Source organism: Phenylobacterium haematophilum (assembly GCF_014196295.1).
In the GTDB taxonomy this organism is placed as follows: domain Bacteria; phylum Pseudomonadota; class Alphaproteobacteria; order Caulobacterales; family Caulobacteraceae; genus Phenylobacterium; species Phenylobacterium haematophilum.
Genome location: NZ_JACIDK010000001.1, coordinates 967,531 through 993,521, shown reverse-complemented (window position 1 = coordinate 993,521; position 25,991 = coordinate 967,531). Strand labels below are relative to the sequence as shown.

At 66.9% G+C, this 25,991-nt stretch carries 23 protein-coding genes, 1 tRNA gene and 1 pseudogene; 15 read left to right on the top strand and 10 right to left on the bottom strand.

What is annotated here, in order from left to right:
- Window positions 1-39 precede the first annotated feature (39 nt).
- Complete coding sequence (locus tag GGQ61_RS04980; protein WP_183770219.1) at window positions 40-690, bottom strand: alpha/beta hydrolase; 651 nt, start codon at window positions 688-690, stop codon at window positions 40-42.
- 179 nt (window positions 691-869) lie between these two features.
- Between GGQ61_RS04980 and GGQ61_RS04975 the strand changes: the two genes are divergently transcribed.
- From GGQ61_RS04975 to GGQ61_RS04935, 9 genes are read left to right on the top strand one after another with little or no spacing between them, the layout of a single operon-like run.
- Window positions 870-1,316, top strand: a complete 447-nt coding sequence (locus GGQ61_RS04975) for an Rrf2 family transcriptional regulator (RefSeq protein ID WP_183770217.1) — start codon at window positions 870-872, stop codon at window positions 1,314-1,316.
- On the top strand, window positions 1,313-2,446 hold the full coding sequence (locus tag GGQ61_RS04970) for a cysteine desulfurase family protein (RefSeq protein WP_183770215.1): 1,134 nt from the start codon (window positions 1,313-1,315) through the stop codon (window positions 2,444-2,446). The genes GGQ61_RS04975 and GGQ61_RS04970 overlap by 4 nt, the downstream gene beginning before the upstream one ends.
- A gap of 12 nt (window positions 2,447-2,458) precedes the next feature.
- Entirely contained in the window at window positions 2,459-3,928 is a 1,470-nt protein-coding gene (gene sufB / locus GGQ61_RS04965; protein WP_183770213.1) for a Fe-S cluster assembly protein SufB, read from the top strand.
- Between the two features lie 26 nt (window positions 3,929-3,954).
- A complete protein-coding gene (locus tag GGQ61_RS04960; RefSeq protein WP_183770211.1) occupies window positions 3,955-4,329 on the top strand; it encodes a hypothetical protein in 375 nt (124 codons plus the stop codon).
- Window positions 4,329-5,075 carry a Fe-S cluster assembly ATPase SufC gene (gene sufC, locus GGQ61_RS04955; RefSeq protein ID WP_183770209.1) on the top strand — a complete coding sequence of 249 codons (747 nt, stop codon included), beginning with the start codon at window positions 4,329-4,331 and terminating at the stop codon, window positions 5,073-5,075. The genes GGQ61_RS04960 and sufC overlap by 1 nt, the downstream gene beginning before the upstream one ends.
- Window positions 5,072-6,100, top strand: coding sequence for a Fe-S cluster assembly protein SufD (gene sufD / locus GGQ61_RS04950; RefSeq protein WP_183770207.1), 1,029 nt, complete (start codon window positions 5,072-5,074; stop codon window positions 6,098-6,100). Before sufC ends, sufD begins: the two co-directional genes overlap by 4 nt.
- A 2-nt stretch (window positions 6,101-6,102) precedes the next feature.
- Window positions 6,103-7,317 carry an aminotransferase class V-fold PLP-dependent enzyme gene (locus GGQ61_RS04945; protein WP_183770205.1) on the top strand — a complete coding sequence of 405 codons (1,215 nt, stop codon included), beginning with the start codon at window positions 6,103-6,105 and terminating at the stop codon, window positions 7,315-7,317.
- A gap of 8 nt (window positions 7,318-7,325) precedes the next feature.
- On the top strand, window positions 7,326-7,688 hold the full coding sequence (locus tag GGQ61_RS04940) for an SUF system Fe-S cluster assembly protein (protein WP_183770203.1): 363 nt from the start codon (window positions 7,326-7,328) through the stop codon (window positions 7,686-7,688).
- 17 nt (window positions 7,689-7,705) lie between these two features.
- Complete coding sequence (locus GGQ61_RS04935; protein ID WP_183770201.1) at window positions 7,706-8,104, top strand: HesB/IscA family protein; 399 nt, start codon at window positions 7,706-7,708, stop codon at window positions 8,102-8,104.
- 34 nt (window positions 8,105-8,138) lie between these two features.
- Here GGQ61_RS04935 and GGQ61_RS04930 read toward each other — a convergent pair whose 3' ends face one another.
- From GGQ61_RS04930 to GGQ61_RS04895, 8 genes and pseudogenes are all read right to left on the bottom strand, one after another.
- Entirely contained in the window at window positions 8,139-8,939 is an 801-nt protein-coding gene (locus tag GGQ61_RS04930; RefSeq protein ID WP_183770200.1) for an enoyl-CoA hydratase/isomerase, read from the bottom strand.
- An 81-nt stretch (window positions 8,940-9,020) separates the two neighbouring features.
- Window positions 9,021-10,076 carry a GGDEF domain-containing protein gene (locus GGQ61_RS04925; protein WP_183770199.1) on the bottom strand — a complete coding sequence of 352 codons (1,056 nt, stop codon included), beginning with the start codon at window positions 10,074-10,076 and terminating at the stop codon, window positions 9,021-9,023.
- 111 nt (window positions 10,077-10,187) lie between these two features.
- Entirely contained in the window at window positions 10,188-11,741 is a 1,554-nt protein-coding gene (locus tag GGQ61_RS04920; RefSeq protein WP_183770198.1) for a DEAD/DEAH box helicase, read from the bottom strand.
- Window positions 11,742-12,002: 261 nt separating this feature from the next.
- On the bottom strand, window positions 12,003-14,060 hold the full coding sequence (gene parE / locus GGQ61_RS04915) for a DNA topoisomerase IV subunit B (protein WP_183770197.1): 2,058 nt from the start codon (window positions 14,058-14,060) through the stop codon (window positions 12,003-12,005).
- Window positions 14,061-14,113: 53 nt separating this feature from the next.
- A pseudogene (locus GGQ61_RS22685) lies at window positions 14,114-14,242 on the bottom strand (PEPxxWA-CTERM sorting domain-containing protein); the annotation flags it as partial.
- A 610-nt stretch (window positions 14,243-14,852) separates the two neighbouring features.
- Window positions 14,853-17,162 carry a penicillin acylase family protein gene (locus tag GGQ61_RS04905; protein WP_183770196.1) on the bottom strand — a complete coding sequence of 770 codons (2,310 nt, stop codon included), beginning with the start codon at window positions 17,160-17,162 and terminating at the stop codon, window positions 14,853-14,855.
- A gap of 267 nt (window positions 17,163-17,429) precedes the next feature.
- Window positions 17,430-18,842, bottom strand: coding sequence for a type I glutamate--ammonia ligase (glnA, locus tag GGQ61_RS04900; protein ID WP_183770194.1), 1,413 nt, complete (start codon window positions 18,840-18,842; stop codon window positions 17,430-17,432).
- Between the two features lie 40 nt (window positions 18,843-18,882).
- On the bottom strand, window positions 18,883-19,221 hold the full coding sequence (locus tag GGQ61_RS04895) for a P-II family nitrogen regulator (RefSeq protein WP_183770192.1): 339 nt from the start codon (window positions 19,219-19,221) through the stop codon (window positions 18,883-18,885).
- 243 nt (window positions 19,222-19,464) lie between these two features.
- On the opposite strand from GGQ61_RS04895, the gene GGQ61_RS04890 reads away from it, so the two are divergent.
- From GGQ61_RS04890 to GGQ61_RS04880, 3 genes are read left to right on the top strand one after another with little or no spacing between them, the layout of a single operon-like run.
- Window positions 19,465-21,000: an acetyl-CoA acetyltransferase gene (locus GGQ61_RS04890; protein WP_183770190.1), complete on the top strand. Its 1,536-nt coding sequence runs from the start codon at window positions 19,465-19,467 to the stop codon at window positions 20,998-21,000.
- Between the two features lie 4 nt (window positions 21,001-21,004).
- A complete protein-coding gene (locus tag GGQ61_RS04885) occupies window positions 21,005-21,574 on the top strand; it encodes a histidine phosphatase family protein (protein ID WP_183770188.1) in 570 nt (189 codons plus the stop codon).
- 17 nt (window positions 21,575-21,591) lie between these two features.
- A complete protein-coding gene (locus GGQ61_RS04880) occupies window positions 21,592-23,043 on the top strand; it encodes an NAD(P)H-hydrate dehydratase (protein WP_183770186.1) in 1,452 nt (483 codons plus the stop codon).
- Window positions 23,044-23,097: 54 nt separating this feature from the next.
- Here the strand turns inward: GGQ61_RS04880 and GGQ61_RS04875 are convergent, their stop codons facing one another.
- Complete coding sequence (locus tag GGQ61_RS04875) at window positions 23,098-23,250, bottom strand: hypothetical protein (RefSeq protein ID WP_183770184.1); 153 nt, start codon at window positions 23,248-23,250, stop codon at window positions 23,098-23,100.
- 185 nt (window positions 23,251-23,435) lie between these two features.
- On the opposite strand from GGQ61_RS04875, the gene GGQ61_RS04870 reads away from it, so the two are divergent.
- The 3 genes from GGQ61_RS04870 (at window position 23,436) to GGQ61_RS04860 (ending at window position 25,982) form a co-directional block, all read left to right on the top strand.
- A tRNA-Leu gene (locus GGQ61_RS04870) sits at window positions 23,436-23,520 on the top strand.
- A 327-nt stretch (window positions 23,521-23,847) separates the two neighbouring features.
- The gene (gene tig, locus GGQ61_RS04865) at window positions 23,848-25,206 is read left to right on the top strand and encodes a trigger factor (RefSeq protein ID WP_281372610.1); all 1,359 of its coding nucleotides are present in this window, start codon (window positions 23,848-23,850) and stop codon (window positions 25,204-25,206) included.
- A 161-nt stretch (window positions 25,207-25,367) separates the two neighbouring features.
- Window positions 25,368-25,982 (top strand): ATP-dependent Clp protease proteolytic subunit, encoded by a 615-nt coding sequence (locus GGQ61_RS04860; RefSeq protein ID WP_183770180.1) that lies wholly within the window; start codon window positions 25,368-25,370, stop codon window positions 25,980-25,982.
- The last annotated feature ends 9 nt before the right edge of the window (window positions 25,983-25,991 follow it).

Below are 25,991 nucleotides of genomic sequence, written 5' to 3'. Positions count from 1 at the left end.
GAGCTCCGGCCTTTGAACTTTTTGCGCTGGGCGGCCCGATCAGATCGGGTCGGCCTCGATGCGCTTGTCGAGATAGGCGCCGACGCGCTTTTCGACTTCCGGCAGGTGCTCGGCCCAGAAGTGCGAAGCCCCTTCGACGACCTCGTGGTCGATGACGATGCCCTTCTGGGTGCGCAGCTTGGAGACCACGCGCTCGACCTCCACCGGCGGGACGACGGTGTCGGCGCCGCCATGCAGGATCAGGCCCGAGGCCGGGCAGGGCGCCAGGAAGCTGAAGTCGTACATGTTGGTCGGCGGCGAGACGCTGATGAAGCCATCGGTCTCCGGCCGGCGCATCAGCAGTTGCATGCCGATCCAGGCGCCGAACGAGTAGCCAGCGACCCAGCACTGCGAGGCGGCGGGGTTGGTCGACTGCAGCCAGTCGAGCGCGGTGGCCGCGTCCGCCAACTCGCCGATGCCCGAATCGAACTCGCCCTGGCTGCGGCCGACGCCGCGGAAATTGAACCGCAGTGTCGAGAAGCCGCGCTTCATGAACAGGTGGAAGAGTTGCACCGCCACGGGGTGGTTCATCTGCCCGCCGGCCTTGGGGTGCGGGTGCAGGATCAGCGCGATCGGCGCCGTCGGGCTTTTGCCCTGGGTGTATCGACCCTCGATCCGCCCGGCCGCGCCGGTCAGAACCACTTCTGGCATGCCATTCCTCTCGTCAGGCGCGGCGTCCGAATACTTGACTAACGCGCTCGGTCTTCCTAAGTCGCGACCGTCGGCCGGTTCCGGCGACAAGCCCCGTGCAAGCGGGGGCCTGTAACATATGGGACCCCACAAATGCTCGAAAAAAAGCAATCGGGCTGCTGAGAGCTTCAAGGAGCGGTATGCGCCTTTCGACCAAGGGACGTTATGCGGTGATGGCCATGGCCGACCTCGCGCGCCGTCAGGCCGCGTTGGCGGAAGGCGATCGCGCCGTCACCCTGGCCGAAATCGCCGCCCGGCAACAGATTTCGCTCTCGTACCTGGAACAGCTTTTCGCACGTCTGCGTCGCCGCGGCTTGGTCAAGAGCCTGCGCGGTCCGGGCGGCGGCTATCGCCTGGCCAAGAGCGCCGAAGAGACCAACATCGCCGACATCGTCTTGGCCGTCGACGAGCCGCTGCGCGCCACCCGCTGCGGCGTGCAGGGCAAGGGCTGCATGCTGAAGGGCGAGCGCTGCATCACCCATGACCTCTGGGAGGACATGGGCCGGCACCTGCACAGCTACCTGGCCTCGGTCAGCCTGGACGACCTGGTGAACGGCCGCTTTGCGCCGCACGAGGCCGCTGCATGAGTGGCGTCTACCTCGATTACAACGCCACTGCGCCGGTGCGCCCGCAGGCCGCCGACGCAGTCGCGCGCGCCTTTGCGGTCGGCGGCAATCCGTCGTCGGTGCACGCCAGCGGTCGCGCGGCGCGCGCCATCGTCGAGGACGCCCGCAACGCGGTCGCCGCCCTGATCGGCGGTCCGGCCTCGACCGTGGTGTTCACCTCCGGCGGGACCGAGGCCAACGCGCTCGCCATCGAGAGCGCCGTGGCGACCGGATCCAAGCGCCTGATCGTCAGCGCGATCGAGCATGACAGCGTGCTGGAGAGCGCCAAGGCCAGCGGCGCGGCGCTGGAATATCTGCCGGTGACGTCCGACGGCGTCGCCGACCTCGCCTGGCTGGCCGAGCGTCTGGCGCGCTGGGACGTCGCCGACGGGCGGCCGTTCGTCGCGCTGATGCACGCCAACAACGAGACCGGCGTCATCCAGCCTGTGCGCGAGGCCTCCGAGATCGTGCGCAGCGCCGAAGGCTGGCTGCATGTCGATGCGATCCAGACCGCCGGCAAGATTCCGACCGACAGCCGCGCCCTCGGCGCGGACACCCTCGTCGTCTCGGCCCACAAGCTGGGGGGGCCGCAGGGCGTCGGCGCGCTGACCTTCGGGCCGCGCGCGACCCTGGTGCGCCGCCAGCACGGCGGCGGGCAGGAGCGCGGCCGCCGGGCCGGGACCGAGAACGTTGCGGGCGTCGCCGGCTTCGGCGCTGCGGCGCTGGCCGCCGTGCGCGACCGCGAGATCGAGGCCGGCTGGCGTGACGCCGCGGCCGAGCGCCTGAAAGCCGCCGGCGCGGTGGTGATCGGCGAGGCCGCGCCGCGGCTGGCCAACACGCTTTGCGTGGCCAGTCCCGACTGGGGCGCGGAGCTGCAGGTGATGGCCCTGGACCTGGCCGGAGTCATGGTCAGCGCCGGTTCGGCCTGCTCGTCTGGCAAGGTGAAGGCCAGCCACGTACTGACCGCCATGGGCCTGACCGACCTGGCTGGGTGCGCGATCCGCGTGTCGGGCGGCTGGGCCACCACGGAAGAAGACTGGGCGGCGTTCGCGACCGCCTGGGAGCAAGTTCAGTCCCGTCACGCCGCGCGTCGCCGCGCGCCGGCGGCGTGAGGAGGTAAGAGTATGGCCGCCGTCAAGCAGACCGTCGAACACGTCGAAAGCCTGGAAAAGTACAAGCACGGCTTCGTCACGGACATCGACCAGGAGTTCGCGCCCAAAGGGCTGTCGGCCGACATCGTGCGCTTCATCTCGGCCAAGAAGGACGAGCCGGAGTGGATGCTGCAATGGCGGCTGGACGCGTTCGAGCGCTGGCTGGCCATGGACGAGCCGACCTGGGCCAAGGTCGACTTTCCGCCGATCGACTACCAGGACGCCTATTACTACGCCGCGCCCAAGGGCAAGGACGGGCCCATGAGCCTGGACGAAGTCGATCCCGACATCCTGGCGACCTACGAGAAGCTGGGCATCCCGCTGCGCGAGCAGGAAGTGCTGGCCGGCGTGCAGGGCGCGCCGCGCTACGCCGTCGACGCCGTGTTCGACAGCGTCTCGGTGGTGACCACCTTCAAGAAGGAGCTGGCCGAGGCGGGGGTGATCTTCTGCTCGATGAGCGAGGCGATCCGCGAGCACCCGGAACTGGTCCAGAAGTACCTGGGCTCGGTGGTTCCGGTCTCGGACAACTACTACGCCTGCCTGAACGCGGCGGTGTTTTCGGACGGCAGCTTCGTCTACGTGCCCCCGGGCGTGCGCTGCCCGATGGAGCTGTCCACCTATTTCCGCATCAACGCCGAGAACAGCGGGCAGTTCGAGCGCACCCTGATCATCGCGGACAAGGGCGCTTACGTCTCCTATCTCGAAGGCTGCACCGCGCCGATGCGGGACGAGAACCAGCTGCACGCCGCGGTGGTGGAACTGGTCGTGCTGGACGACGCCGAGATCAAGTACTCAACCGTTCAGAACTGGTATCCCGGCGATCCCGAGACCGGCAAGGGCGGCATCTACAACTTCGTCACCAAGCGCGCGGACTGCCGCGGCGACCGCTCGAAGGTGTCGTGGACCCAGGTCGAGACCGGTTCGGCGATCACCTGGAAGTATCCTTCTTGCGTGCTGCGCGGCGAGGGCAGCGTCGGCGAATTCTACTCGATCGCGATCACCAACGGTCGCCAGCAGGCCGACACCGGGACCAAAATGATCCATCTGGGGGCCAACACGCGTTCGCGGATCATCTCGAAGGGCATCAGCGCCGGGAAGTCTTCGAACACCTATCGCGGCCTGGTCTCGGCTCACCCCAAGGCCAAGGGCGCGCGCAATTTCACCCAGTGCGACAGCCTTCTGATCGGCAAGACCTGCGCCGCCCACACTGTGCCCTATGTCGAGGCGCGCAACGGCAGCAGCGTGTTCGAGCACGAAGCCACGACCACCAAGCTGTCCGAAGATCAGCTGTTCTACGCCATGCAGCGCGGGCTCTCGCAGGAAGAGGCCGTGCAGCTGCTGGTCAACGGTTTCGTCAAGGACGTGCTGCAGGAGCTGCCCATGGAATTCGCCGTGGAAGCCCAGAAGCTCGTCGCCATCTCCCTTGAGGGCTCCGTCGGATGACCCTCCTCAGCTCAGAGACCCGCTCCATGTCCCTTCGCCGCGCCTTCGAAGCCGAGCACGCCCGCCGCGACGCGGTTCGCCATGCCCGCGAGGAGGCCGAGCGCAAACAGCAGGAGGAGGACCTGGCGCGCGCCCAGCAGTTGTACGATGCGCTGGCCGAAGACGAGGGCTTCTTGCGCGAGAAGGGGCTGACGCTGGGCCTGCGTCGCTACACGGTCACGCTCAACCACGACGCCTTCCTGATCGACGCCTATTTCGAGTCCGGCACCATCAACGTTCGCTCGGCCGACAAGCGCACGGCGACGACCTCCACCGCAGCGCCGCGCAAACAGCAGCTCGTGAACACCCCCGACGAAGCCCTTGACGTGATGGCCCAGTTCCTGGCCGACGAGACCGACTGATGCTTTCGATTTCCAATCTGCGCGCCGAAGTCGACGGCAACGAGATCCTGAAGGGCCTGTCGCTGGAAGTGCCCGCCGGCGAGGTGCATGCGATCATGGGGCCGAACGGCGCCGGCAAGTCGACGCTGTCCTATGTGCTGACCGGCCGCGACGGCTACGACGTCACCGGCGGAACCGCGAGCCTAAACGGCGAGGACCTGCTGAGCCTCGACCCCGCCGAACGTGCGGCCAAGGGCATGTTCCTGTCGTTTCAGTATCCGCTGGAGATCCCAGGCGTGCCGGCCCTGACCTTCATCCGCACGGCGATGAACGCCCAGCGCAAGGCGCGCGGCGAGCCGGAGGTGAGCGCGCCCGAATTCCTGAAGCTGGCCAAGGCGACCGCCGCGTCGCTGAAGATCGACTTCGACATGCTCAAACGCGCGCTGAACGTCGGCTTCTCCGGTGGTGAGAAGAAGCGCATGGAAATCTTTCAAATGGCGATGCTTTCGCCGCGCTTCCTGATCTTGGATGAGACCGATTCCGGCCTGGACATCGATGCGCTGAAGATCGTGTCGGACGGGGTCAACGCCATGCGCGCGCCCGATCGCGGGATGCTGGTGATCACCCACTATCAGCGCCTGCTCGACTACATCAAACCCGATCGGGTGCACGTGCTGTCGGCCGGGCGGATCGTCGAATCCGGCGGGCCGGAGCTGGCGCTCGAGCTCGAGCGCGAAGGCTACGACAAGTACGCGAGGGCTGCGTGAGCGTCACCGAGGCCATCAGTTCCGGCGACGCCGGCCTGCTGCCGGGACGGCGCGACGAGGACTGGCGCTGGACCGACCTGCGCGGCCTGATCCGCCAGATGCCCGCCGCCTCGCCGCAGGGCCAGGCGTGGGCCTGGGACCACCCGCTTGCGCAGAGCATCGAGGCCGTGGACGTCGTCAACGGCCGCGGGCCGAGCGACCTGCACGTGCCGGCAGGCGAGACGCGACTGGCCGTCTATCGCTTCCTGTCGAGCGCTGAGGCCGGTTCGCACACCGCCGAGCTGTGGGTGTCGGTGGGCGAGGGCGCGATGCTGACCCTGGTCGAGAGCTACGAAGGCGCGGCTGGCGGCTATCTGGCCAACGCCAATCTCAACTTCCGCCTGGCCAGGGGAGCCCGCGTCGAGCGCGTGGTCTTCGCAGCCGATCACGCCGAGGGCGTCTGCGTGGTCGATGCGACCGTCGAACTGGCGGCCGAGGCCAACTATGCCCAGACGGTTCTGACCACCGGCGCGCGCCGCCAGCGGATCGAGACGCGGGTCGCTCATCCGGGCGCTCACGCCCAGGTCCGCCTGGACGGCGCCTATCTGCTGGAAGGCCAGCACAACGCCGACCTGACCACCGTGGTCGAGCACCAGGGCGTCGACGGAGTCACCAGCCAGCTCACCAAGGGCGTGGTGCGCGATCAGTCGCGCGGGGTGTTCCAGGGGCGCATCGTCGTCGCCGAAGGCGCTGACCGCACGGACGCGCGCATGGGCCACCACGCGCTGATCCTGTCCGACAAGGCCGAGATCGACGCCAAGCCAGAGCTGCTGATCTTCGCCGACGACGTGCAGTGCGCGCACGGCAACACGGTCGGAGCGCTGGACGACGACGCGCTGTTCTATGCCGAGCAGCGGGGCATGCCCGAAGACCTGGCCCGCGCGCTGCTGACCGCCGCCTTCGTCGGCGAGGTCATCGAGCGCATCGAGCATGACGCCGTGCGAGAGGCCGCACAGGCCTGGGCCGCGCAGCGGCTGGAGGTCTAAGCATGGCCTTCGATGTCGAGGCGGTGCGGGCGCAATTCCCGATCCTGAAGCGCCAGGTGAACGGCAAGCCCTTGATCTATCTGGACAGCGCGGCCTCGGCCCAAAAGCCGCGTGCGGTGATCGAGGCCATGACCGCGGTGATGGAGGGCTCGTACTCCAACGTCCACCGTGGGCTGCACACGCTCGCCAACGAGACGACCGACGCCTATGAGGCCGCCCGCAGGTCGGTGGCCAAGTTCATCAATGCTGGCGAGCATGAGATCGTCTTCACCAAGGGCGGCACCGAGGCGATCAATCTGGTCGCTTCCGGTCTGGGCGCGAGCCTCGCCGAGGGGGACGAAGTCCTCCTGACGGTGATGGAGCATCACGCCAACATCGTGCCCTGGCACTTCCTGCGCGAGCGCAAGGGTGTGGTGTTGAAGTTCGTGCCGGTGCTGGACGACGGAAGCCTGGACCTGTCGGCGATTCCGGATCTCCTGACCGACCGGACCAAGGTCGTGGCCCTGACCCAGATGTCCAACGTGCTGGGCACCATCAATCCGGTGGCCGAAATCGCGCGGATCGCCCATGCGGCCGGCGCCAAGGTGCTGATCGACGGCTGCCAGGGCGTGGTCCACCTGGACGTCGACGTGAAGGCGCTGGACGTCGATTACTACGTGTTCTCCAGCCACAAGCTCTACGGTCCGACCGGGATTGGCGTGCTGTACGGCAAGGAAGCGGCGCTGGCCGACCTGCCGCCATATCAGGGCGGGGGCGAGATGATCGGGGAAGTGCGGTTGGAAGCGATCACCTACGCCGACCCGCCGCACCGGTTCGAGGCCGGCACCCCGCCGATCATCGAGGCGATCGGCCTGGGCGCGGCCATCGAGTGGCTGAACACTATCGACCGCAAGGCCGCCGCCGAACACGAGGCCAGGCTCTATGCTCGCGTCCGCGACGGACTGAAGGGCTATAACTGGCTGCGTGTGATCGGCGAGGCGCCGGGCAAGGGCGCGATCATGGCCTTCACCGTCGATGGCGCGCACGCTCACGACGTGGCCCAGATCCTCGATCGCTATGGGGTGGCGGTGCGCGCCGGCACTCACTGCGCCGAGCCGTTGATGCGGCGTTTCGGCCTGACCGCGAGCGCCAGAGCTTCCTTCGCCCTATATAACACGGAAGGGGAGGCCGACGCATTCGTCGACGCGCTGACCCGCACCCAGGCCTTTTTCGCTTGAGTTTGAACATGGACGACGCCGCCTCCATCGAGCCGACCGCGACCACCCCGCTTTCGCAGGCGGAGCTGGACGCCCTGACCGACCAACTCATCGAGAAGCTGAAGACGGTGTTCGACCCGGAAATCCCGGTCGACATTTACGAGTTGGGCCTGATCTACAAGGTCGACGTGTCCGACGATAAGGACGTGGCGATCGACATGACGCTGACGGCGCCGGGCTGCCCTGTGGCGGGCGACATGCCGGGATGGGTGCAAGACGCTGTGCGCGAGATCCCCGGCATCCGCAACGTGACCGTCGAGCTGGTTTTCGACCCGCCGTGGGATTCCTCGCGGATGTCGGACGAGGCCAAGCTTCAACTCAACATGTTCTGACCCCATATGGATAGGGCATGAGCAATCTCGATGTGACCCCTGCGCCGCGTGCGCGCCGTCCCCGCCCGAAGGTCGTCACCTTGACCGACGCCGCGGCTGATCGCGTGCGCGAGATCATGGCCAAGGCTGAGAAGCCCTATGCCGGCCTTCGCGTCGGCGTGAAGAACGGCGGCTGCGCCGGCCAGGAATATGTCCTCGAATACGCCGAGGAAGCCGGTCCGCTGGACGAGGTTGTCGAGGACAAGGGCGTCACCATCCTGGTCGAGCCCAAGGCGGTGCTGTTCCTTATCGGGACCGAGATCGACTACGTGACGACCAAGCTCTCGGCCAAGTTCCAGTTCCGCAATCCGAACGAGACCGACGCGTGCGGCTGCGGCGAGAGCGTCACCATCGAGCCGGCCAAGCCCGGCGACTAGCCATTGGCGCGGCGGCGGGAGGGCGGGGGCGCGCTCAGCGTCCTTTGAACAGAGCAGGGCGCTTCTGAAGAAAGGCCAGGATGCCCTCGCGGTTGTCCTCGGTCCGGCCCGCATGCTTTTGAGCCACGCGCTCCGCGTGAAGCTGATCGGCCCACTCGGCGTCCAGGCTCTCCCACATCAACTTGCGGATGGCGCCGAGCGCCTTCGGCCCCGTGGCGAGGTTGTGAGCGAACTCCATGGCGGTAGCCATCAGCTGGTCGTCGGGCACGACGCGGTTGGCCAGGCCCCAATCCACGGCGGTCTTGGCGGGCACCTTCTCGCCCATAAGCGCCATCTCCATGGCCCGCGCCTTGCCGATGAGGCGAGGCAGCAGGTAGGTCGAGCCGCCGTCCGGGACGAGGCCGATGCGGCGGAACGCCTGGAGGAAGTAGGCGCTCTCGGCGCAGACGATGATGTCGCCCATCAGGGCCAGCGAACAGCCGACGCCGGCGGCGACGCCGTTCACCGCGGTGACGATCGGCAGCGGGTAGTCGCGGAGCGACTTCACGAAGGGATTGTAGACACTTTCCAGCGCCGCGCCGGCGTCCGGGCCTTCGGGATCAGGATTGGAGGGCGCCGCGCCGCCGCGACCAGAGAGGTTGGCGCCCGAGCAGAACCCGCGGCCTTCGCCGGTCAGCACCACGCAGCGGACCGTCTCGTCGGCCTTCATGCCGTCAAACGCCTGCTGCAGCTCGTCCATGAGGTCGAGGCCGGCGGCGTTCAGCGTGCTGGGGTCCGACAGCGTGATGACGCCGATCCCGTCCGCGACCGAAGTCTTGATCTTCGAATAGGTCATGGCGTCCTCCCTCAAGGTCCTGGCGGAACTTAAAGAGGGATGTCGCCGCGTCAGGCTAGGGGAAAAACGCCCGGACCATGGTCAGGCGGCGGCGGCGACGGATTCGGCGCTGGTGACCCGGTTGCGGCCCGAACGCTTGGAGACGTAAAGGGCGCTATCTGCCCGCTCCATGAGGCCGTGGGCGCTCTCGCCGGCGCGCAGTTCGGCCAGGCCGACCGAGACGGTGATCGCGCCGAGGTCGTCGTTGGTCGAGCGACGCTTCAACATCCGGGAGGAGACCTCCTCGCGGATTTCTTCCAGGACGACGGCGGCCAGTTCGGCCCGCTCGCGCGGGAAGATCAGCGCGAACTCCTCGCCGCCGTAGCGGGCCGCGAAACGTGGCGGGGCCCCGACGCGGCCGATGACGCTGGCGACGTAGCGGATGACTTGGTCACCGGTCTGGTGGCCCCAGGTGTCGTTGAAAGACTTGAAGTGATCGATGTCGATGACCGCCAAGGTAAGGCTCTGGGCCTGGTCGACGGCGTCGGCGCACGCGCGCTCCAGCTCCTCGTCGAAGGCCTTGCGGTTGGCCAGGTTGGTCAGGCCGTCAGTCGTGGCTTCGCGGCGGACCTGTTCGAGGTGCTCGCGCAGCTTGGTGACCTGCGCTGTGGACTCGCCGAGGCGGCGCTCGAGTGACTTGTTCTCGCGCTGAACGCGCTTGGTGGCGTTGACCAGGGTTTCGATGGTCGCCTTGAGGTCGGCGGCGTTGCCGACCGCGCTCAGCGACTTGGAGGCGCCGGCCAGGGTCTCGCCATAGGCCTCGCTGGACTTCTGAGCGCTGTCGATGGCGCGGCTAACGGCGTCGAGCTCCTTCGTCAGGGCGTCGCCGGCGTCGCGGATGTGATCGTTCAGCTTGGCCTTCGGGAGGTAGGTGGCGGCCAACTCGTCGGCGACGGTGTCGGTGAAAGCTTCCCCGGTGGAGAGCATCCGGGCGATCTCGCGGCCCAGTGCGCTGTCGGGAGCGGCGATGAAGTGGGTCCAGAGCTCGAAATTCACCGCCGTCGGCCAGACCTTGTGCGCCTCCATGGCGTCCATGGTCTGCCTGGCCAGGGCATAGGCGCCCGGACCCCGCAGCTTGGTTTCGATGTCGCCCGACATACTGTCTTCCCCGAATCCCCGAAGGCGCCGCGATTTTTTCGCAGCAGCATTCATGTCTCGGGAGAAGGTTACCGGGGAGAGCCGAACGAGCCGTTAAAAATGTAACGTCGACTATTCCGTCGTCGTTGAGCGCGGGGGCGCGCGCAGCAAAAACGCCGGGATGTCGGACCCGAAGCCGATGACGCTGTCGCGGTCGTCTCGGTTGTCGCGGCGCGAGCGATCGCGACGCGCCGGCTCGGCGGGGGCCGGAGCGGGCGGTGCAGCTTTCGGGGCGGGCTTTGCAGCAGCCTTCGACTCGGCCGGCGCCTCGGCGCGGGCGCGGCTGCGGCGCTTGGGCGCTTCGGTTTCGGTCGGTTCGCTCGCTGGAGCGGCGACGACGGGCTCCATCGAGGCGACCTCGCCATGCGGTGCGATCGGACGCGAGCGATCACGCGAGCCGCGTTCGCTGCGGCCGCCGCGCTCGCGGGAGCCGCCCCGTTCGCGGCCGCTGCTGCTGGCGCGACGCTCGTCCTTGATGGAGGCGAAATCGACGCCCTCAAAAACGACCTCTTCGGGCGTCTTGCCGATGAGCTTGAGGACCTTGTCTATGTTCTTGGCGTCGGCAGGCGTGACGATCATGTACGCCTCGCCGGTGCGGCCCGCGCGGCCGGTTCGCCCGATACGGTGGACATAGTCGTCCGCGTGGTGCGGAACATCGTAGTTGAAGACCTGGCCGACGGCCGGGATGTCGAGGCCGCGGGCCGCCACGTCCGAGGCGCAGAGCAGCTTAAGCTCGCCCTTGCGGAAGGCTTCCAGGGTGCGCATGCGCGTCGCCTGGTCCAGGTCGCCGTGAATGGCGCCAGCGTCGAAGCCGTGCTTCTTCAGCGACTTGGCGACGATGTCGACTTCGGACTTGCGATTGCAGAACACGATGCCCGTGTCGACTTGAGACCGTTCGATCAGCATGCGCAGGGCGGTGCGCTTGGCTTTCGGATCGGAGGTTGGAAGCTTCACCATATACTGGCTGATCGTCTCGGCGGTCGTCGCCGGGCGCGCCACCTCGATCCGCTGCGGGTCGTTCAGGAACTGCTTGGTCAGCCTGGTGATTTCCGGCGGCATGGTCGCGGAGAAGAACAGCGTCTGCTTCTTGGCCGGGGTCAGCTTGAAGATGCGTTCGATGTCGGGGATGAAGCCCATGTCGAGCATGCGGTCGGCTTCGTCGACCACCATGATCTGGACGCCGGTCAGCAGCAGCTTTCCGCGCTCGAAATGGTCGAGCAGGCGGCCCGGAGTGGCGATCAGCACGTCGACGCCGCGATCGAGCTTCAGTTCCTGGTCGCCGAACGAGACGCCGCCGATCAGCAGCGCCCACGACAGCGTGCGCTTCTGGCCCTTCGCGTACTTCTCAAACGAGGCGGCGACCTGGTCGGCCAGCTCGCGGGTCGGGGCGATAACCAGCGAGCGCGGCATACGCGCCTTCGACCGGCCGGCGGCCAGGCGGTCGATCATCGGCAGGGTGAAGGCGGCGGTCTTGCCGGTTCCGGTCTGGGCGATGCCCAGAACGTCGCGACCTTGAAGCGCCACAGGAATGGCCTGGGCCTGGATCGGCGTGGCGGTCGTGTAGCCGGTGTCGGCAACTGCCTGGAGCGTCGCGGGCGACAGGCCCAGTTCGGTAAATTCGGTCATTCAGCAGCAATGGGGGCGGAGGGCTCGCCCGAAGACGAGCTAGCGAACCGCGGCGGCGCGGACGGCGATCGTCGCGCGACGCGGAAGATACGGAGACATAGCGTCAAGTCAAACGCGTTCTGCCCCTTACAGTTCAAGGGGAGGCGTAAGCTTCACGCAAGATCGTATGCTGCGCATTGGGCGTCGCGGCTCAGCGGAGAGCTTCGCACCGCGATATAGCGGCCTGCGGCCTGCCGCGTAAGGTCCGCCCAGACCGGACCGCTACACGTCGAGGTCGTCGGCGGCGAACTCGGCGTTTTCCTGGATGAACCTGAAGCGCAACTCGGGCTTGCGCCCCATCAGCGCTTCGACGAGGTCTTCGACGGTCTCCTCGGCGCGGGGCAGCGTCACGCGCGCCAGGGTCCGGCTGCCCGGATCCATGGTGGTTTCCTTGAGCTGGTTCGGCATCATTTCGCCAAGGCCCTTGAAGCGGCCGATCTCGGGCTTCTTGCCCTTGAAGTCTGTCCGCAGCAGCTCTTCGCGGTGCGCGTCGTCACGGGCGTAGATGGTCTTGCCGCCGTGGCTCATCCGGTAGAGCGGTGGCAGGGCGAGATAGAGCCGGCCGGCGCGGATCAGGTCAGGCATGGTCCGGTAGAAGAAGGTGATCAGCAGGGAAGCGATGTGGGCGCCGTCGACGTCGGCGTCCGTCATGATCACCACACGCTCGTAGCGCAGGTCCTCTTCCTTGAACTTCTTGCCGGGCTGAACGCCAAGGGCGAGCAGCAGGTCGGACAGTTCCTTGTTGGCGACGAGCTTGTCGACCGAAGCCGAGGCCACGTTCAGGATCTTGCCGCGCAGCGGAAGTATCGCCTGCGTCCGACGGTTGCGGGCCTGCTTGGCCGAGCCGCCGGCGGAGTCGCCTTCGACCAGGAAGATTTCGGTGCCGTCGGTGGCTTGGCCCGAGCAGTCGGCCAGCTTGCCCGGCAGGCGCAGCTTACGGGTCGCCGAGGCGCGCTGGACGTCGCGGTCGCGGCGGCGCTTCAGCCGCTCCTCGGCGCGGTCGATGACGAACTGCAGCAGCAGGCTGGCCGACTTAGGCTGGGCTGTCAGCCAGTGGTCGAAGGGATCGCGCAGGGCGTTCTCGACCAGGCGTTGGGCGTCCGAGGAGGAGAGCTTCTCCTTGGTCTGGCCCTGGAATTCGGGATTGGCGATGAACACGCTGACCAAGGCGCCGGCCTGGGCCACGACGTCTTCGGCTGTGATCACGCCGCCGCGCTTCTCGCCTGTCAGTTCGGCATACTGCTTGAGTCCGCGGGTCAGGGCGGCGCGCAGGCCGGCCTCGTGGGTGCCGCCCTCGGGGGTCGGCACGGTGTTGCAGTAGGACTGCATGAAGCTGTCGGCCTCGCCGAAGCCGGCTGGCGTCCAGGTGACGGCCCACTCCACCTTGCCGGTCTCGCCGGGACGCTCGTAGCGGCCGGCGAAGGGCTCGGGGGTGACGGTCTCGATGTCTTTGACCCGCTCGGCCAGGAAGTCCGCCAGGCCGTTGGGGAAGCGGAACACCGCCTCGGCCGGGGTCTGATCATGAATACGCGACGGATCGCAGCTCCAGCGGATCTCGACGCCGCCGAACAGATAGGCCTTGGAGCGCGCCATCCGGTAGAGGCGCGCCGGCTTGAAGGCGCAGCCTTCGCCGAAGATCTGCTCGTCGGGCAGGAAGGCGATGGCGGTGCCCTTCTTGCGGGTGGCGCCGAGCTTCTCGATCGAGCCCAGCGGCTTGCCGCGGCTGAAGGACTGGCGCCACTCGAAGCCGTCCTTCCAGGCGGTGACGTCGACACGCTCGGACAGCGCGTTCACCACTGAGACGCCAACCCCGTGCAGACCGCCGGAGGTCTCGTAGGCCTTGCCCGAAAACTTACCGCCCGAATGGAGGACGGTCATGATGACTTCCAGGGCCGACTTGCCCGGATGCTTCGGGTGCGGATCGACCGGAATCCCGCGGCCGTCGTCCTTGACGCTCAGCACGCCGTCGGCGTCGAGCTTGACCTCGATGACCTTGGCCTGGCCGGCGACGGCCTCGTCCATGGCGTTGTCGAGCACCTCGGCGAACAGGTGGTGCAGCGCCCGTTCGTCGGTGCCGCCGATGTACATGCCGGGCCGTTTGCGGACCGGCTCCAGGCCCTCGAGAACCTCGATGTCCTTGGCGGAATAGCCGCCGCTGGGCTTCTCCGTCAGCACCGCCGGGTCGGGGCGCGGCTCATGGCTTTGCGCCAGCGGTGCGGCCGGCGCGGGGTTCAGAGCGTCGTCGAAGAGAGAAGCTTGGGGAGTGGAGGCCTGGGACATGCGACCTGAAAATGGAACGATTCGAGACCGCCCCATATGAATCGCGCGGGCTTCTAAATCAATGCGACCCGCGGGCCGGTGGGCGTCGAGGCGTCGCGGCGGCGGCGAATGAAAGCGCCGACCAGGCCGAAGCCGGTGATCATCATGGCCCAGGTCGACGGCTCGGGCACCGGCGTCGCCACTCGCGGCAGCGGGCGCCGAACGCCTGTCGTAGCCGGCGTGCCAGGCGCGATCAGCCAGTCCCAGGGCGTCGGCATGCGCGGCTGGATATCGTAGAGCGCGATCAGCTTAAGGTCTTCTGGCGGCGCGGGCGGTTCGCCGACGTTCTCGAACAGCGCCTGGCGCGGTTCCGCCAGCCGGGCCAGCTCATGCTCCGGCGCCATCGCCTTGGCGGGGCGGGCGCGGGCGGGCTTGAAGTAGACTGGAACCATCGGAGCGGCAGAGGGCGCAGCGGCAGGAACGCCGACTAGCGCCATGGCGCCGATCGCGCTCGACAGCAGGCCCGGCGTCATCGCCGGCAGCGGTAGGACTATGGTCGCCACCAACAGCCCGAAAAGCGTCCTGCTGGTTAGTCTCGACGACTTGCGCATATGGCCCCGTCCTGCCCCAACGCGCCGTCCTGCGGCGCATCTGTCTTGGGCCGAAGGGAGCAAGGCGCGGGCCAGATCGGAGTGGCCGTAAGCATCAGTATTCTCTGGGTTTTGGCTGGGAGCGCTGGGCGGCGCGTGCGCCTTCCAGGTGCGCCGATGTGCCGAAACGGGCCAGACGCGGCGCCCTGGCCCAGGATCCGGATCAGTTCCCCTTCAGCACCAGCGGCGCGCTGGGCTCGTCGGCGGCGATGTCGGCGGCATGGAAGGGCAGGCGGTGCCAGCCCTTCTTGGAGTAGAGCCAGGTCTGGTCGGCGTAGTGCGGCGAGGCCGGATCGGTCGACTGCGAATAGGACAGCACCGCGTCGGCCACGGGCCCCTTCTCGTCGAACGTCACGACCTGGATGTAGCTGGAGCCATGATAGGGCACATACCCGCCGGCCTTAGCGCTGAAGTGCGCCTGCTGAGCGTTGAGCACCCCGTCCGAGCCTTCGCCGCCGTGAACAGGGATCTTGTGCTCGCCGCGGATCGCGAAGTGATAAGCGCCGTAGGGCGCATCGAGCGCGATGTTCTGCGTGGCCATCAGTTGGACGGCCCCGGCCAGCGCCTGGCGCAGCTTGGCGACGGTGTCGGCGTCGGCCTTCAGGCCCCGCGGGGTGTGCACAGGATCGGCGGCGTCGAACGGCGTGGCGTAGACGCCTGCGATCTTCTGGGCCTGACGCCAGTACTCCATCCACAGCAGGGCGCCGACGCTGTCGTTGTCCATCCGGCGGTCCCACTTGGCGAGGATCGCGCAGGCGGCGGTCAGATCGACGCTCTGGCCATCGGCCAGGGCGACGGCACCGCCGGTCCCGCAGGCCTTCAGCGTATCGTCGAGGAAGAGCTCGGCCGCGTGGTTCTTGTTCCAGAACAGCATGGTCTTCACCGCCGTCTGGTCGAAGCCATTGCCGGGCAGGCCGTCGGTTCCAGCCAGGCGAGCGTCGATCTCGACGATGCCCGAACGGGTGCGCAGGTTCTGGGGAATGTCAGTCAGGCCGACGATGGGCGAGACCGCCGGCATCGGGGCCTTGGCGTTGGTCAGCCAGAAGCTGTCATTGCTGTTGGCGACATAGTCCTGGCGGATCATCGCGGGCATGGTCGCGCCGGACATCAGGCCCGGCGCATCCCAGTCGCAGGCGGCCCGCGACCCGTCGAGCACGTAGATGCGCGAGGCGGCCGCGAGCTTGGCGGCGGCCGGGCTGGGGGCGCAGGTCTGCAGCTTGTCGGCCGAGACGTTGGGCGTGGCGGTGATGTCGGCGTAGAGCGCGTCGCCGTGACGGTCGGCTGCGATGGTGTTGACCCACGGAATGCCCAGAGATTTGGTGATCGTCGCCTGGATCTCGCCCACCGACTTGGCGCGTGCGATGTCCAGCCACGTCCCAGCCGAGGCGCTGTTGCCCTTGTTGGCGTCGCGTAGCGCGTAGGCGGTCTTCGTCGTCCAGGCCAGGCCCGCCTGCGGCATCACCACCACCGGGCCATAGAGGGTCATGTAGTAGGTGCGGGTCTGCCGCCCCGCCGGCGTGTCGACGCTGACCGACTTGAGCTCCATCGCGTGGCGCTCGCCGTCGACGAGGTAGGCGGTCGGGTCGGCCGGATCGAGCGCCAGTTCGAACAGGGTGAAGTGCCGGTCGGTCGAGACGGTGTGCGTCCAGGCCACATCCTTGTTGAAGCCGATCGACAGGCCCGGAGCGCCGGCGATGGTCACGCCCATGGCGTCGAACTTGCCGGGGATGGTCAGATGGACTTCGTAAAAGCGGTTCGTGGTCTCCCACGGGAAGTGCGGGTTGCCCAGCAACAGCCCTGATTTGTTGGTGGTCACCGCGCGGCCGAAGGCCCAGCCGTTGGAGCCGAGGCCGATCTGCTCCGCCATGTTCGGCAGACCCACATTGGCGGCCGCCTTGGCCGGAGCCTCCGCCGCGGGCGGCGTCGCAGCGTTGGTCTGGCGCAGCCAGGCCCCGCCGCTGGCCTGGATCATGCGTTCTTCGTTCAGGCGCACCATGTCATCGACGCTGATCGGCCGCACCCAGGCGGCGTCGCGGCAGTCAGCCGGGCGTTTGTCGTTGGGCGTATCGGCCAGATAGCGGTTGAAGCCGGCGACATAGCCATGAACCAGGGCGCGGTAGTCGGCCGGGCCCTTGTCGAGCTTGGCGCGCAGGGCGGGGACGTCGATGTTCGAGCGGAAGAAGAAGTCGCTCTCAAGGTTCTTGATGTCCGTGAAGGCCACGACGTTGGTCGCGTCCGGACCGAAGTGCTTGGTCCGATCGCCGTTCACGGTGGCGATCTTGTCGGCCAGCAGGCAAAGGTTGTCCTGGGCGAAAGCGTAGGCTTGGCCATAGCCGAGCCCGCCGAAGTCTTTCGCGGTCACGTGGGGGATGCCGTACTTGGTGCGCACGATCTGCGCCTCGTAGGCGGCGGCGCTTGAGGCGATTCCTGCCGCCAACGCGCAGGCGGCCGTACTCAAAAGCAGCTTTTTCATGGCGTTTCCCCGACTGGTCCCCTGCTGAACGCAAGGTTGTGTCGGGATGACGCGCTGACTGAATCAGGTTCGTCAACGTCCAGCTTGGCGGGGATGCGAAAAGGGCCGCGGATTGCTCCGCGGCCCTCTCGAAAGTCGCCTCGAGCACGATGAGATCAGGCGGAAACGCCTGATCTCTGAATCGTGCTCGATGTTCAAAAGCGTAGTGAGCGGGTTGCGGGCGGAAACCGCTTCGCACTTTTCCTCGACCCGCTCAGGCGGCTTCGATCAGCACGAATAGTACATGTCGAATTCGACCGGGTGCGGATGCAACTGGAGGCGCATCACTTCCTGCATCTTCAGCTCGATGTAGGAGTCGATGAAGTCGTCGTCCATGACGCCGCCGGCCTTCAGGAAGGCGCGGTCCTTGTCGAGATTTTCCAGGGCTTCACGCAGCGAGCCGCAAACCTCCGGAACCTTCTTCTGCTCGCGCGGCGGCAGGTCGTAGAGGTTCTTGTCCTGGGCCGCGCCCGGGTCGATCTGATTGATGATGCCGTCCAGGCCGGCCATCAGCAGGGCGACGAAGGTCAGGTAGGGGTTGCCCATCGGGTCCGGGAAGCGGGCTTCGATGCGCTTGGCCTTCGGCGAGTCGACGTGCGGGATGCGGATCGAGGCCGAGCGGTTACGGGCCGAGTAGGCCAGTTTAACCGGGGCTTCATAGCCGGGCACGAGACGCTTGTAGGAGTTTGTCGTGGAGTTCGAGAAGGCGTTGATGGCCTTGGCGTGCTTGATGATGCCGCCGATGTACCACAGGCACATCTGCGACAGGCCGGCGTACTTGTCGCCCGCGAACAGCGGCTTGCCGTCGGCCCAGATCGACTGGTGAACGTGCATGCCCGAGCCGTTGTCGGCGAACATCGGCTTGGCCATGAAGGTGGCCGACTTGCCGTAGGCCGCGGCCACGTTGTGGATCACGTACTTATAGAGCTGCATTCGGTCGGCCATGGTGATCATGGTGTCGAACTTCAGGCCGAGTTCGTGCTGGGCCGGCGCCACTTCGTGGTGGTGCTTTTCCGGCTTCATGCCGAGTTCGCCCATGACGGCGAGCATTTCGCCGCGCAGGTCCTGGCAGCTGTCGACGGGGTTCACCGGGAAGTATCCGCCCTTCGGGCCGGGCCGATGGCCCATGTTGCCTTCCGGATATTCCTTGCCCGTGTTCGAGGGCAGTTCGCTCGAGTCGTACGAGTAGCCGGTGTTGTGCGGGGCGGTGGACCAGCGCACGTCGTCGAAGATGAAGAACTCGGCTTCCGGCCCGAAGAACACCGTGTCGCCGATACCCGAGGACTTCACGTAGTTCAGCGCCGCCTTGGCGATCGAACGCGGGTCACGGTTGTACGGGGTGCCGGTGTCCGGGTTCACGATGTCGCAGAACAGGCACAGCGTGGTCTGCTGATAGAAGGGGTCGATGTAGGCGGTGTCCAGATCCGGACGCAGCTTCATGTCCGACTCGTTGATGGCCTTCCAGCCGGCGATCGACGAGCCGTCGAACATGGTGCCGTCGGTGAGGAACTCTTCGTCCACCAGGTCGATGTCGAAGGTGACATGCTGCATCTTGCCGCGAATGTCGGTGAAGCGGACGTCGACATATTTGACGTCCTTTTCCTTGATCTGATCCAGAATGTCCTTGGCGGTCGTGGCCATGGTCTAATCCCCTTGAAGAAGTCCGATAGCTGTAAAGTCGTTAGACGGCTGCGGCGCCGGTCTCGCCGGTCCGGATGCGCAGAACGTCGGTGATTTCCGAGACGAAGATCTTGCCGTCGCCAATGCGGCCGGTGCGGGCCGCGCCCACGATGGCTTCGAGCGCGGCTTCTAGCTGGTCGTCAGCGACGACGACCTCGATTTTGATCTTCGGCAGGAAGTCCACGACGTACTCAGCGCCGCGGTAGAGCTCGGTGTGACCCTTCTGGCGACCGTAGCCCTTGGCTTCGATCACGGTCATGCCCTGGACGCCCAGCTCCTGCAGGGCCTCCTTCACCTCGTCCAGTTTGAACGGCTTGATGATGGCTTCGATCTTTTTCATTTCAAGCTCACTGGCCTCACTCGATGCGCGGCGCCGCCGAAGCGGTTGGCGGCTACGAGCACGCTCCGGAGCGGAGTCACAAGAGGGATGGGCTTGCGGTTCCGTCGCGGGAGCGTGCGATGATGTGAATGATGCCTTTTTAGGCGCCCGGCGCCCAAATCACGATCATTGCCGGAAACATACTGTTCGCGTCTGTTCGGCGGCCGCCCTTGGCGCCGAACGATCGCCGAGGGGAGGGAAATGATGGACGAGCGGACCCCAGTTCTCATCGGAGCGGGCCAATTCACCTATCGGGGCGATCCGGCCTCGTCGCCTTCCCCGACGGCATTGCTGAAGATTGCGGCGGAACGTGCAGCGCAGGATGCGGGCCTCGCCCCGGAAAAGCTGTCGGAGATCGATACCTTGGCCGTCGTCGGCTTCACGATCGACGCGCCAGGGGGCGGCCGGCTGGTGCCGCATTCCACCAATCCTCCGGCCACCCTGGCCAAGCGCATCGGCGCCGACCCGAAGTACGCGGTCTATTCCCACATGGGCGGCAACAGCCCCCAGCAGTTGGTCAACATCGTCAGCGAGCGGATCGCAAAGGGCGAAACCGAACTCGCCCTGGTGGTCGGCTGCGAGTTTCTTGGCTCCGCCACCAAGCGACTCACCAAGGGGCTGGGCTTCGCCGACTGGGACGATGCGGAAGAACTGCCCGAGCCGGAGCGGATCGGCGATCCGCGGCCGGGCGTGACGCCGTACGAGGCCAAGCATGGCCTGGGCCGGCCGATCAACTGCTACCCCCTGTTCGAGAACGCGCTCCGCGCGCGGGACGGGCGCTCGATCCCCGACCACCAGGCGCGGCTGGGCGAGTTGTTCGCGCCCTTCACGAAAGTTGCGGCCCAGAACCCGGAAGCGTGGTTCCGGATCGAACGCTCGGCGCAGGAACTGGTCGAGGTGAGCGACCGCAACCGCATGGTCGGCTTCCCCTACACTAAGTATCTGAACGCCATCATGGACGTGGACCAGTCAGCTGGCGTGCTGGTGGCCAGCCTCAAGACGGCCCGCGAACTCGGCGTCCCTGAGGACAAGCTGGTCTACCTCCACGGCTGCGCCGACGCCTCAGACCTCTGGTATCCGCTCGATCGCCAGAACTTCCATTCCAGCCCGGCCATGCGGTTGACCGGCAAGCGGGCCCTGGAGATGGCGGGTGTGAGCCTGGCCGACATCGGCCACATCGATCTCTATTCCTGCTTCCCGGTTGCGGTGGAGGTCGGCGCCGAGGAGTTGGGGCTGGCGCTGGACGATCCGCGCGGCCTGACGGTCACGGGTGGGCTGCCGTACATGGGCGGCCCTGGCAACAACTACGCCATGCACTCGATAGCCGTGATGATGCAGCGGCTGCGCGACGATCGCGGCTCCTACGGCCTGGTGACCGCCAACGGCTGGTTCCTGACCAAGCAGTCGACCGGCGTCTACTCGACAACCCCGCCGAAGGGCCCGTTCGATCGGCAGGATCCGAAGATCATCCAGGCCCAGATCGACGCGCTGCCGCACCCGACAGTCATCGAAGAGCCAAAAGGCGCGGCCACCATCGAAACCTATACGGTGGTGCACGGGCGCGAGGGGTACATGATGGGCATCGTCGTCGGCCGCGACTCCGAAGGCCGCCGTTTCGTCGCCAATACCCCGACGGACGAGGCGACGTTGGCCGGACTTGAGGCTAAGGAAGCGGTCGGCCGCACCGGAACCGTCAGCCGTTCCGAAGACGGAAGCCGTAACATTTTCGTACCGGATTGATTTGATGTCCCGACTGTACCTGATCCGCCATGGCAAGCCGGCCGCCGTCTGGGGCGAGGCCGACGAGGACCCCGGCCTGGACGCGGCGGGTCGGGCGCAGGCGGAGGCCGCGCGCGACTACCTGATGAGCCTGCCGCAGGCCGAACGCCCCAGCCGGGTCTTCAGTTCGCCCCTGCGGCGTTGCCGCGAGACTGCCGCGCCGACCGCAGCGGCGCTGGGCGTGGAGGTCGAGATCGAGCCCTTCGTCGGCGAGATCCCCACGCCGAAGGCGCTCAGCGCCGAAGAACGGCCGGCCTGGCTGCGCGGCGTATTTCAAGGCCGCTGGAAGGAAGTCGAGGGCGATCTCGACTACGACGCCTGGCGCGGCGAAGTCGTCAAGGCCCTGCAGGCCAAGGGCGGGGCGGCCGTGTTTTCGCACTATGTGGCGATCAATGCTGTGATCTCGCATCTGGAATGCGACGAGCGCGTTCTCGTCTTCCGCCCGGATCACGCCTCGATCTCGACCCTCGACAGCGATGGTGAGCGCTTGACCTTGGTGGAGCGGGGGCGAGAAGCCTCTACGCAGGTCCTGTAGTCAGACGAGGAGCGGCCGTGGCTGCGCGCAAGATTCTCACGGTCGCGGAAATCGCTGCGGCCGACCGCCGGGCCATTGAGGCCGGGACGCCCGGCATCGAGCTGATGGAACGCGCCGGCGCGGCGGTGGCTGAGGCTATCGCCGAGCGCTTCTCGCAGCGGTCTGTCTGCGTCCTTTGCGGGCCGGGCAACAACGGCGGCGACGGTTATGTCGTCGCGCGCTTGCTCAAGGCGCGCGGATGGCCAGTCGAGGTGCGGGCCTTGGCCGCGCCGCAGAGCGCCGACGCCAAGGCCGCGGCCGCCCGGTGGGATGGCGGCCTGACCGCCTGGGAAGCGCCTTTGGAAGCGCGCCTCTATGTCGACGCCATGTTCGGCGCGGGCCTAGCGCGGCCCCTCAGCGGCGATGCTGCGACCATGGCCACACTGTTGGCCGCACATCCTGAAAGCGTGGTCGCGGTGGACGTGCCCTCCGGCCTGCCGGGCGACAGCGGCGATCCCCATGGACCGGTCGTGGTCGCCGCCCTGACAGTGACGTTCCACGCCAAGAAGCCTGCTCACGTCCTGCAGCCCGGGCACGAGCTCTGCGGCGAAGTGGTGGTCGCCGATATCGGCCTGGCGGAAGCCCATAGCGACCTGACCGAGAACGGCCCGGAAGCCTGGCTTGTCCGTTTCCCGTGGCCCAAACCCAATTCCCACAAGCATGCGAGAGGCCGCCTTGTGGTGGTCTCGGGCGAGGCGTGGAACACCGGGGCGGCGCGGCTGTCGGCGCGGGCGGGGCTGCGGATGGGGGCCGGCCTGGTGACCCTGCTGTCGCCGAGCGAGGCGCTGTCGGTGAACGCAACGCACCTGGAGGCCGTGATGCTAAAGGGCTTCGATACCGAGGCGGAGCTGGAGCAGGCCGCCGCGGACGTCGATGCGGCGATTATCGGCCCAGCGGCGGGGGTGACCGAGAACACCCTGGTCAATGTGCTGGCGCTGGCCCGCACAGGCGCGGCGCTGGTCATCGACGCCGACGCCATCACCGTCTTCCGCGACGATCCCGAGGAGCTGTTCTCCGTCCTCGACGTCGATGATGTGCTGACCCCGCATCCGGGTGAGTTCGACCGCCTGTTCCCGGGGCTTCTGAAGGAGTCGCCTGACCGTATCGCCGCGGCCCGCCGCGCGGCGCAGCAGGCCGACGCGATCGTCTTGCTGAAGGGGGGCGATACGGTGATCGCCGCGCCCGACGGGCGCGCTTGCGTCAACACCAACGGCTCGCCTTGGTTGGCGACGGCGGGCTCGGGGGACGTGCTGGCCGGCTTCATCGGCTCGCTCATCGCCCAGGGCATGGAGAGCTTCGAGGCGGCCTGCGCGGCGGCGTGGATACATGCTGAGGCCGCCGAACTACACGGTCCGGGCCTGATCGCCGAAGACCTGCCGGGGCTGGCGCCGACCATCCTTCGCCGGCTCTACGAAGGCCGTCTCGGCTAGACAACGGTCAGGCCGCACCTGCTGCCGACCTACTGGTGCGGAGGGCGACGGCGATCAGCCCGCGCCTGACAGCACGCCAATGACGGTGGCGACTGAGAACCCTGCAAACAGGCCCGAGAACACCAGCAGCAGCACAAGGAGCACGGCGTGTTCAGTGCTGCGCCCAGTTCTTTCGTAGGTCCGATGGTGCTCTTTTACGGTTTCCATGGCGCGGCTCCGGCTCGCAGATTGAACGCGGGCCCCGGGGGCGGTGTTCCGATTAATCAACCGAGCATGGCCCACTCAAGGGCGGCATGGCCGCCTCGTCGCTGACTTCCGGCCCGCAGCCTGCGCCCAATGCGCGCGGGCAGGGCTTGCTTTTCCAGGGCGCTAAGCCCTATGCAGCGGGCGTTGCGGGTGTGGCGGAACTGGTAGACGCACTGGATTTAGGTTCCAGCGCCGCAAGGCGTGGAGGTTCGAGTCCTCTCGCCCGCACCATTCATGGCTCCGCCAGCGTCTGACGCTAGGCCGGACGAACGGCCAAATCTTCCGGATGTCACTCTGAGACGCCTGCCGCCGCCTGCTTCGGACGGCCGGTCGATCGCGACCCTCTGCGTGCGCCGCAGCGAGGTCGCCACGCGGTCCGCCAGGGGCGGCTAGGCCTTGCGGCGGCAGGCGGAGCTGTCTTTGCGCTTGGACTAGGGGCTGCGAAATGACATAAGAGCGCCCGCTCGCCGCCGCTCATTCGGCGGCGACCACCTTTTCACCCCTAGGGCGGACCTGCCGGCGCGAGCCCGCGCCGCACTCCGGAATTCGAGAATGTCGATGCAGATCGTTGAAAAGTCTGGCGAAGGCCTGAGCCGCGTCTATGGCGTGACCGTCCCGGTCGCGGACCTGAACGAGCGGCTCGAGGCGCGGATCGTCGAGATCACGCCCCAGCTCAACATCAAGGGCTTCCGCCCCGGCAAGGTGCCCGCCGCTCACGTTCGCCGCGTGCACGGCAAGGCCCTGATGGCCGAAGTGGTCGAGCAGACCATCTCGGAAACCACCCAAAAGGTGCTGGAAGACAACAAGCTGCGTCCGGCCAGCGAGCCTGATCTGAAGCCGGAAGGCGACATCGCGCAGGTGATCGACGGCAAGGCTGACCTTTCCTACGAGATTTCGCTCGAGATCATGCCGGAGTTCGAGCCGACCGACCTGAGCAAGATCGCCCTGACCCGCCCGGTCTACGAGCCGACCGACGCCGAAGTCGATGAGGCGCTGGACGAACTGGCCAAGCAGAGCCGCACGTACGAGCCGCGCACCGGCAAGTCGCTGAAGGCCAAGGACGGCGATCAGCTGCTGATCGACTTCGTCGGCCGGATCGACGGCGAAGCCTTCCAGGGCGGCACCGCCGAGGATTCCGAACTGGTCCTGGGTTCGGGCCAATTCATCCCGGGCTTCGAAGAGCAACTGGTCGGCGCCAAGCCGGGCGACGAAGTCATCGTGAAGGTGGCTTTCCCGGCTGACTACCAGGCCGCCAACCTGGCCGGCAAGGACGCCGAGTTCACCACCACGGTGAAGGAAGTCCGCGCGCCGGTCGACGCCAAGGCCGACGACGCTTTGGCCGAGCGTCTGGGCGTCGAGAGCCTGGAGAAGCTCAAGGAACTGCTGAAGTCGAACCTGGAGTCGCAGTACGCCGGCGCCTCGCGCTTCAAGCTGAAGCGCGCCCTGCTGGACGTGCTGGATGAGAAGCACGACTTCCCGCTGCCGCCGAAGATGGTTGAAGCCGAGTTCAACGCCATCTGGCAACAGGTCCAGGCCGACAAGGAGCGTGGCGGCCTGCCGCCGGAAGACGCCGAGAAGTCGGACGACCAGCTGCAGACCGAGTACCGCAAGATCGCCGAGCGCCGCGTGCGCCTGGGCCTGGTGCTGGCCGAGATCGGCCGCATCAACAACGTCCAGGTCACCGACCAGGAGCTGCTGGACGCCATGCGCCAGGAAGCGATGCGATACGGCCAGCAGGCCCAGCAGATCTTCGACATGTTCCGCCAGAACGCGGGTATGCAGGCGCAGCTGCGTGCGCCGATCTTCGAGGACAAGGTCGTCGATCTGATCGTCGAGAAGGCCACCGTGACGGACGAGAAGGTCTCCAAGGACGACCTTCTGAAGGAAGACGACATGCCGGAAGGCTACGGCGCCTAAGCGCTGCTCGGCCCTGAAGTCGGACGCAGAAATCCCTCCCGGAAACGGGAGGGATTTTCTTTAGGACTATCGGTCACCTTGCGCTGGCCCCTCCGCCACGCGATATCGGAGGGGAACGCGGCTCTGCGCGCAGAGTCGATCAATGAGAGAGGCTTCCCTTTATGCGTGACCCGCAGATCACCGCGCTGAACCTGGTGCCCATGGTGGTGGAGCAGACCAGCCGCGGCGAACGCGCCTTCGACATCTTCTCGCGCCTGCTCAAGGAGCGCGTGATCTTTCTGAACGGCCCCGTGGAAGACGGCATGTCGGCGCTGATCTGCGCCCAGCTGCTCTACCTTGAGGCCGAGAACCCCAAGAAAGAGATCCAGATGTACATCAACTCCCCCGGCGGGGTGGTGACGTCCGGTCTCGCGATCTACGACACCATGCAGTACATCCGCTCGCCGGTCGTGACCCTGTGCATGGGCATGGCCGCGTCGATGGGCTCGTTCCTGTTGATGGCCGGCGAAAAAGGAAACCGCATCGCGCTGCCCAACAGCCGCATCATGGTGCACCAGCCGTCGGGCGGCTACTCGGGCAAGGCTTCGGACATCGAGCGCCACGCCGAGGATATCATCAAGACCAAGCGTCGCCTGAACGAAATTTACGCCAAGCACACCGGCCGCTCGTACGAAGAGGTCGAGGAAAAGCTGGACCGCGACACCTTCATGACTCCGGAAGAGGCCAAGGAGTGGGGTCTGGTCGACCACGTGATCGAGCGCCGCGCCGAAGATTAAGGGCGCAGC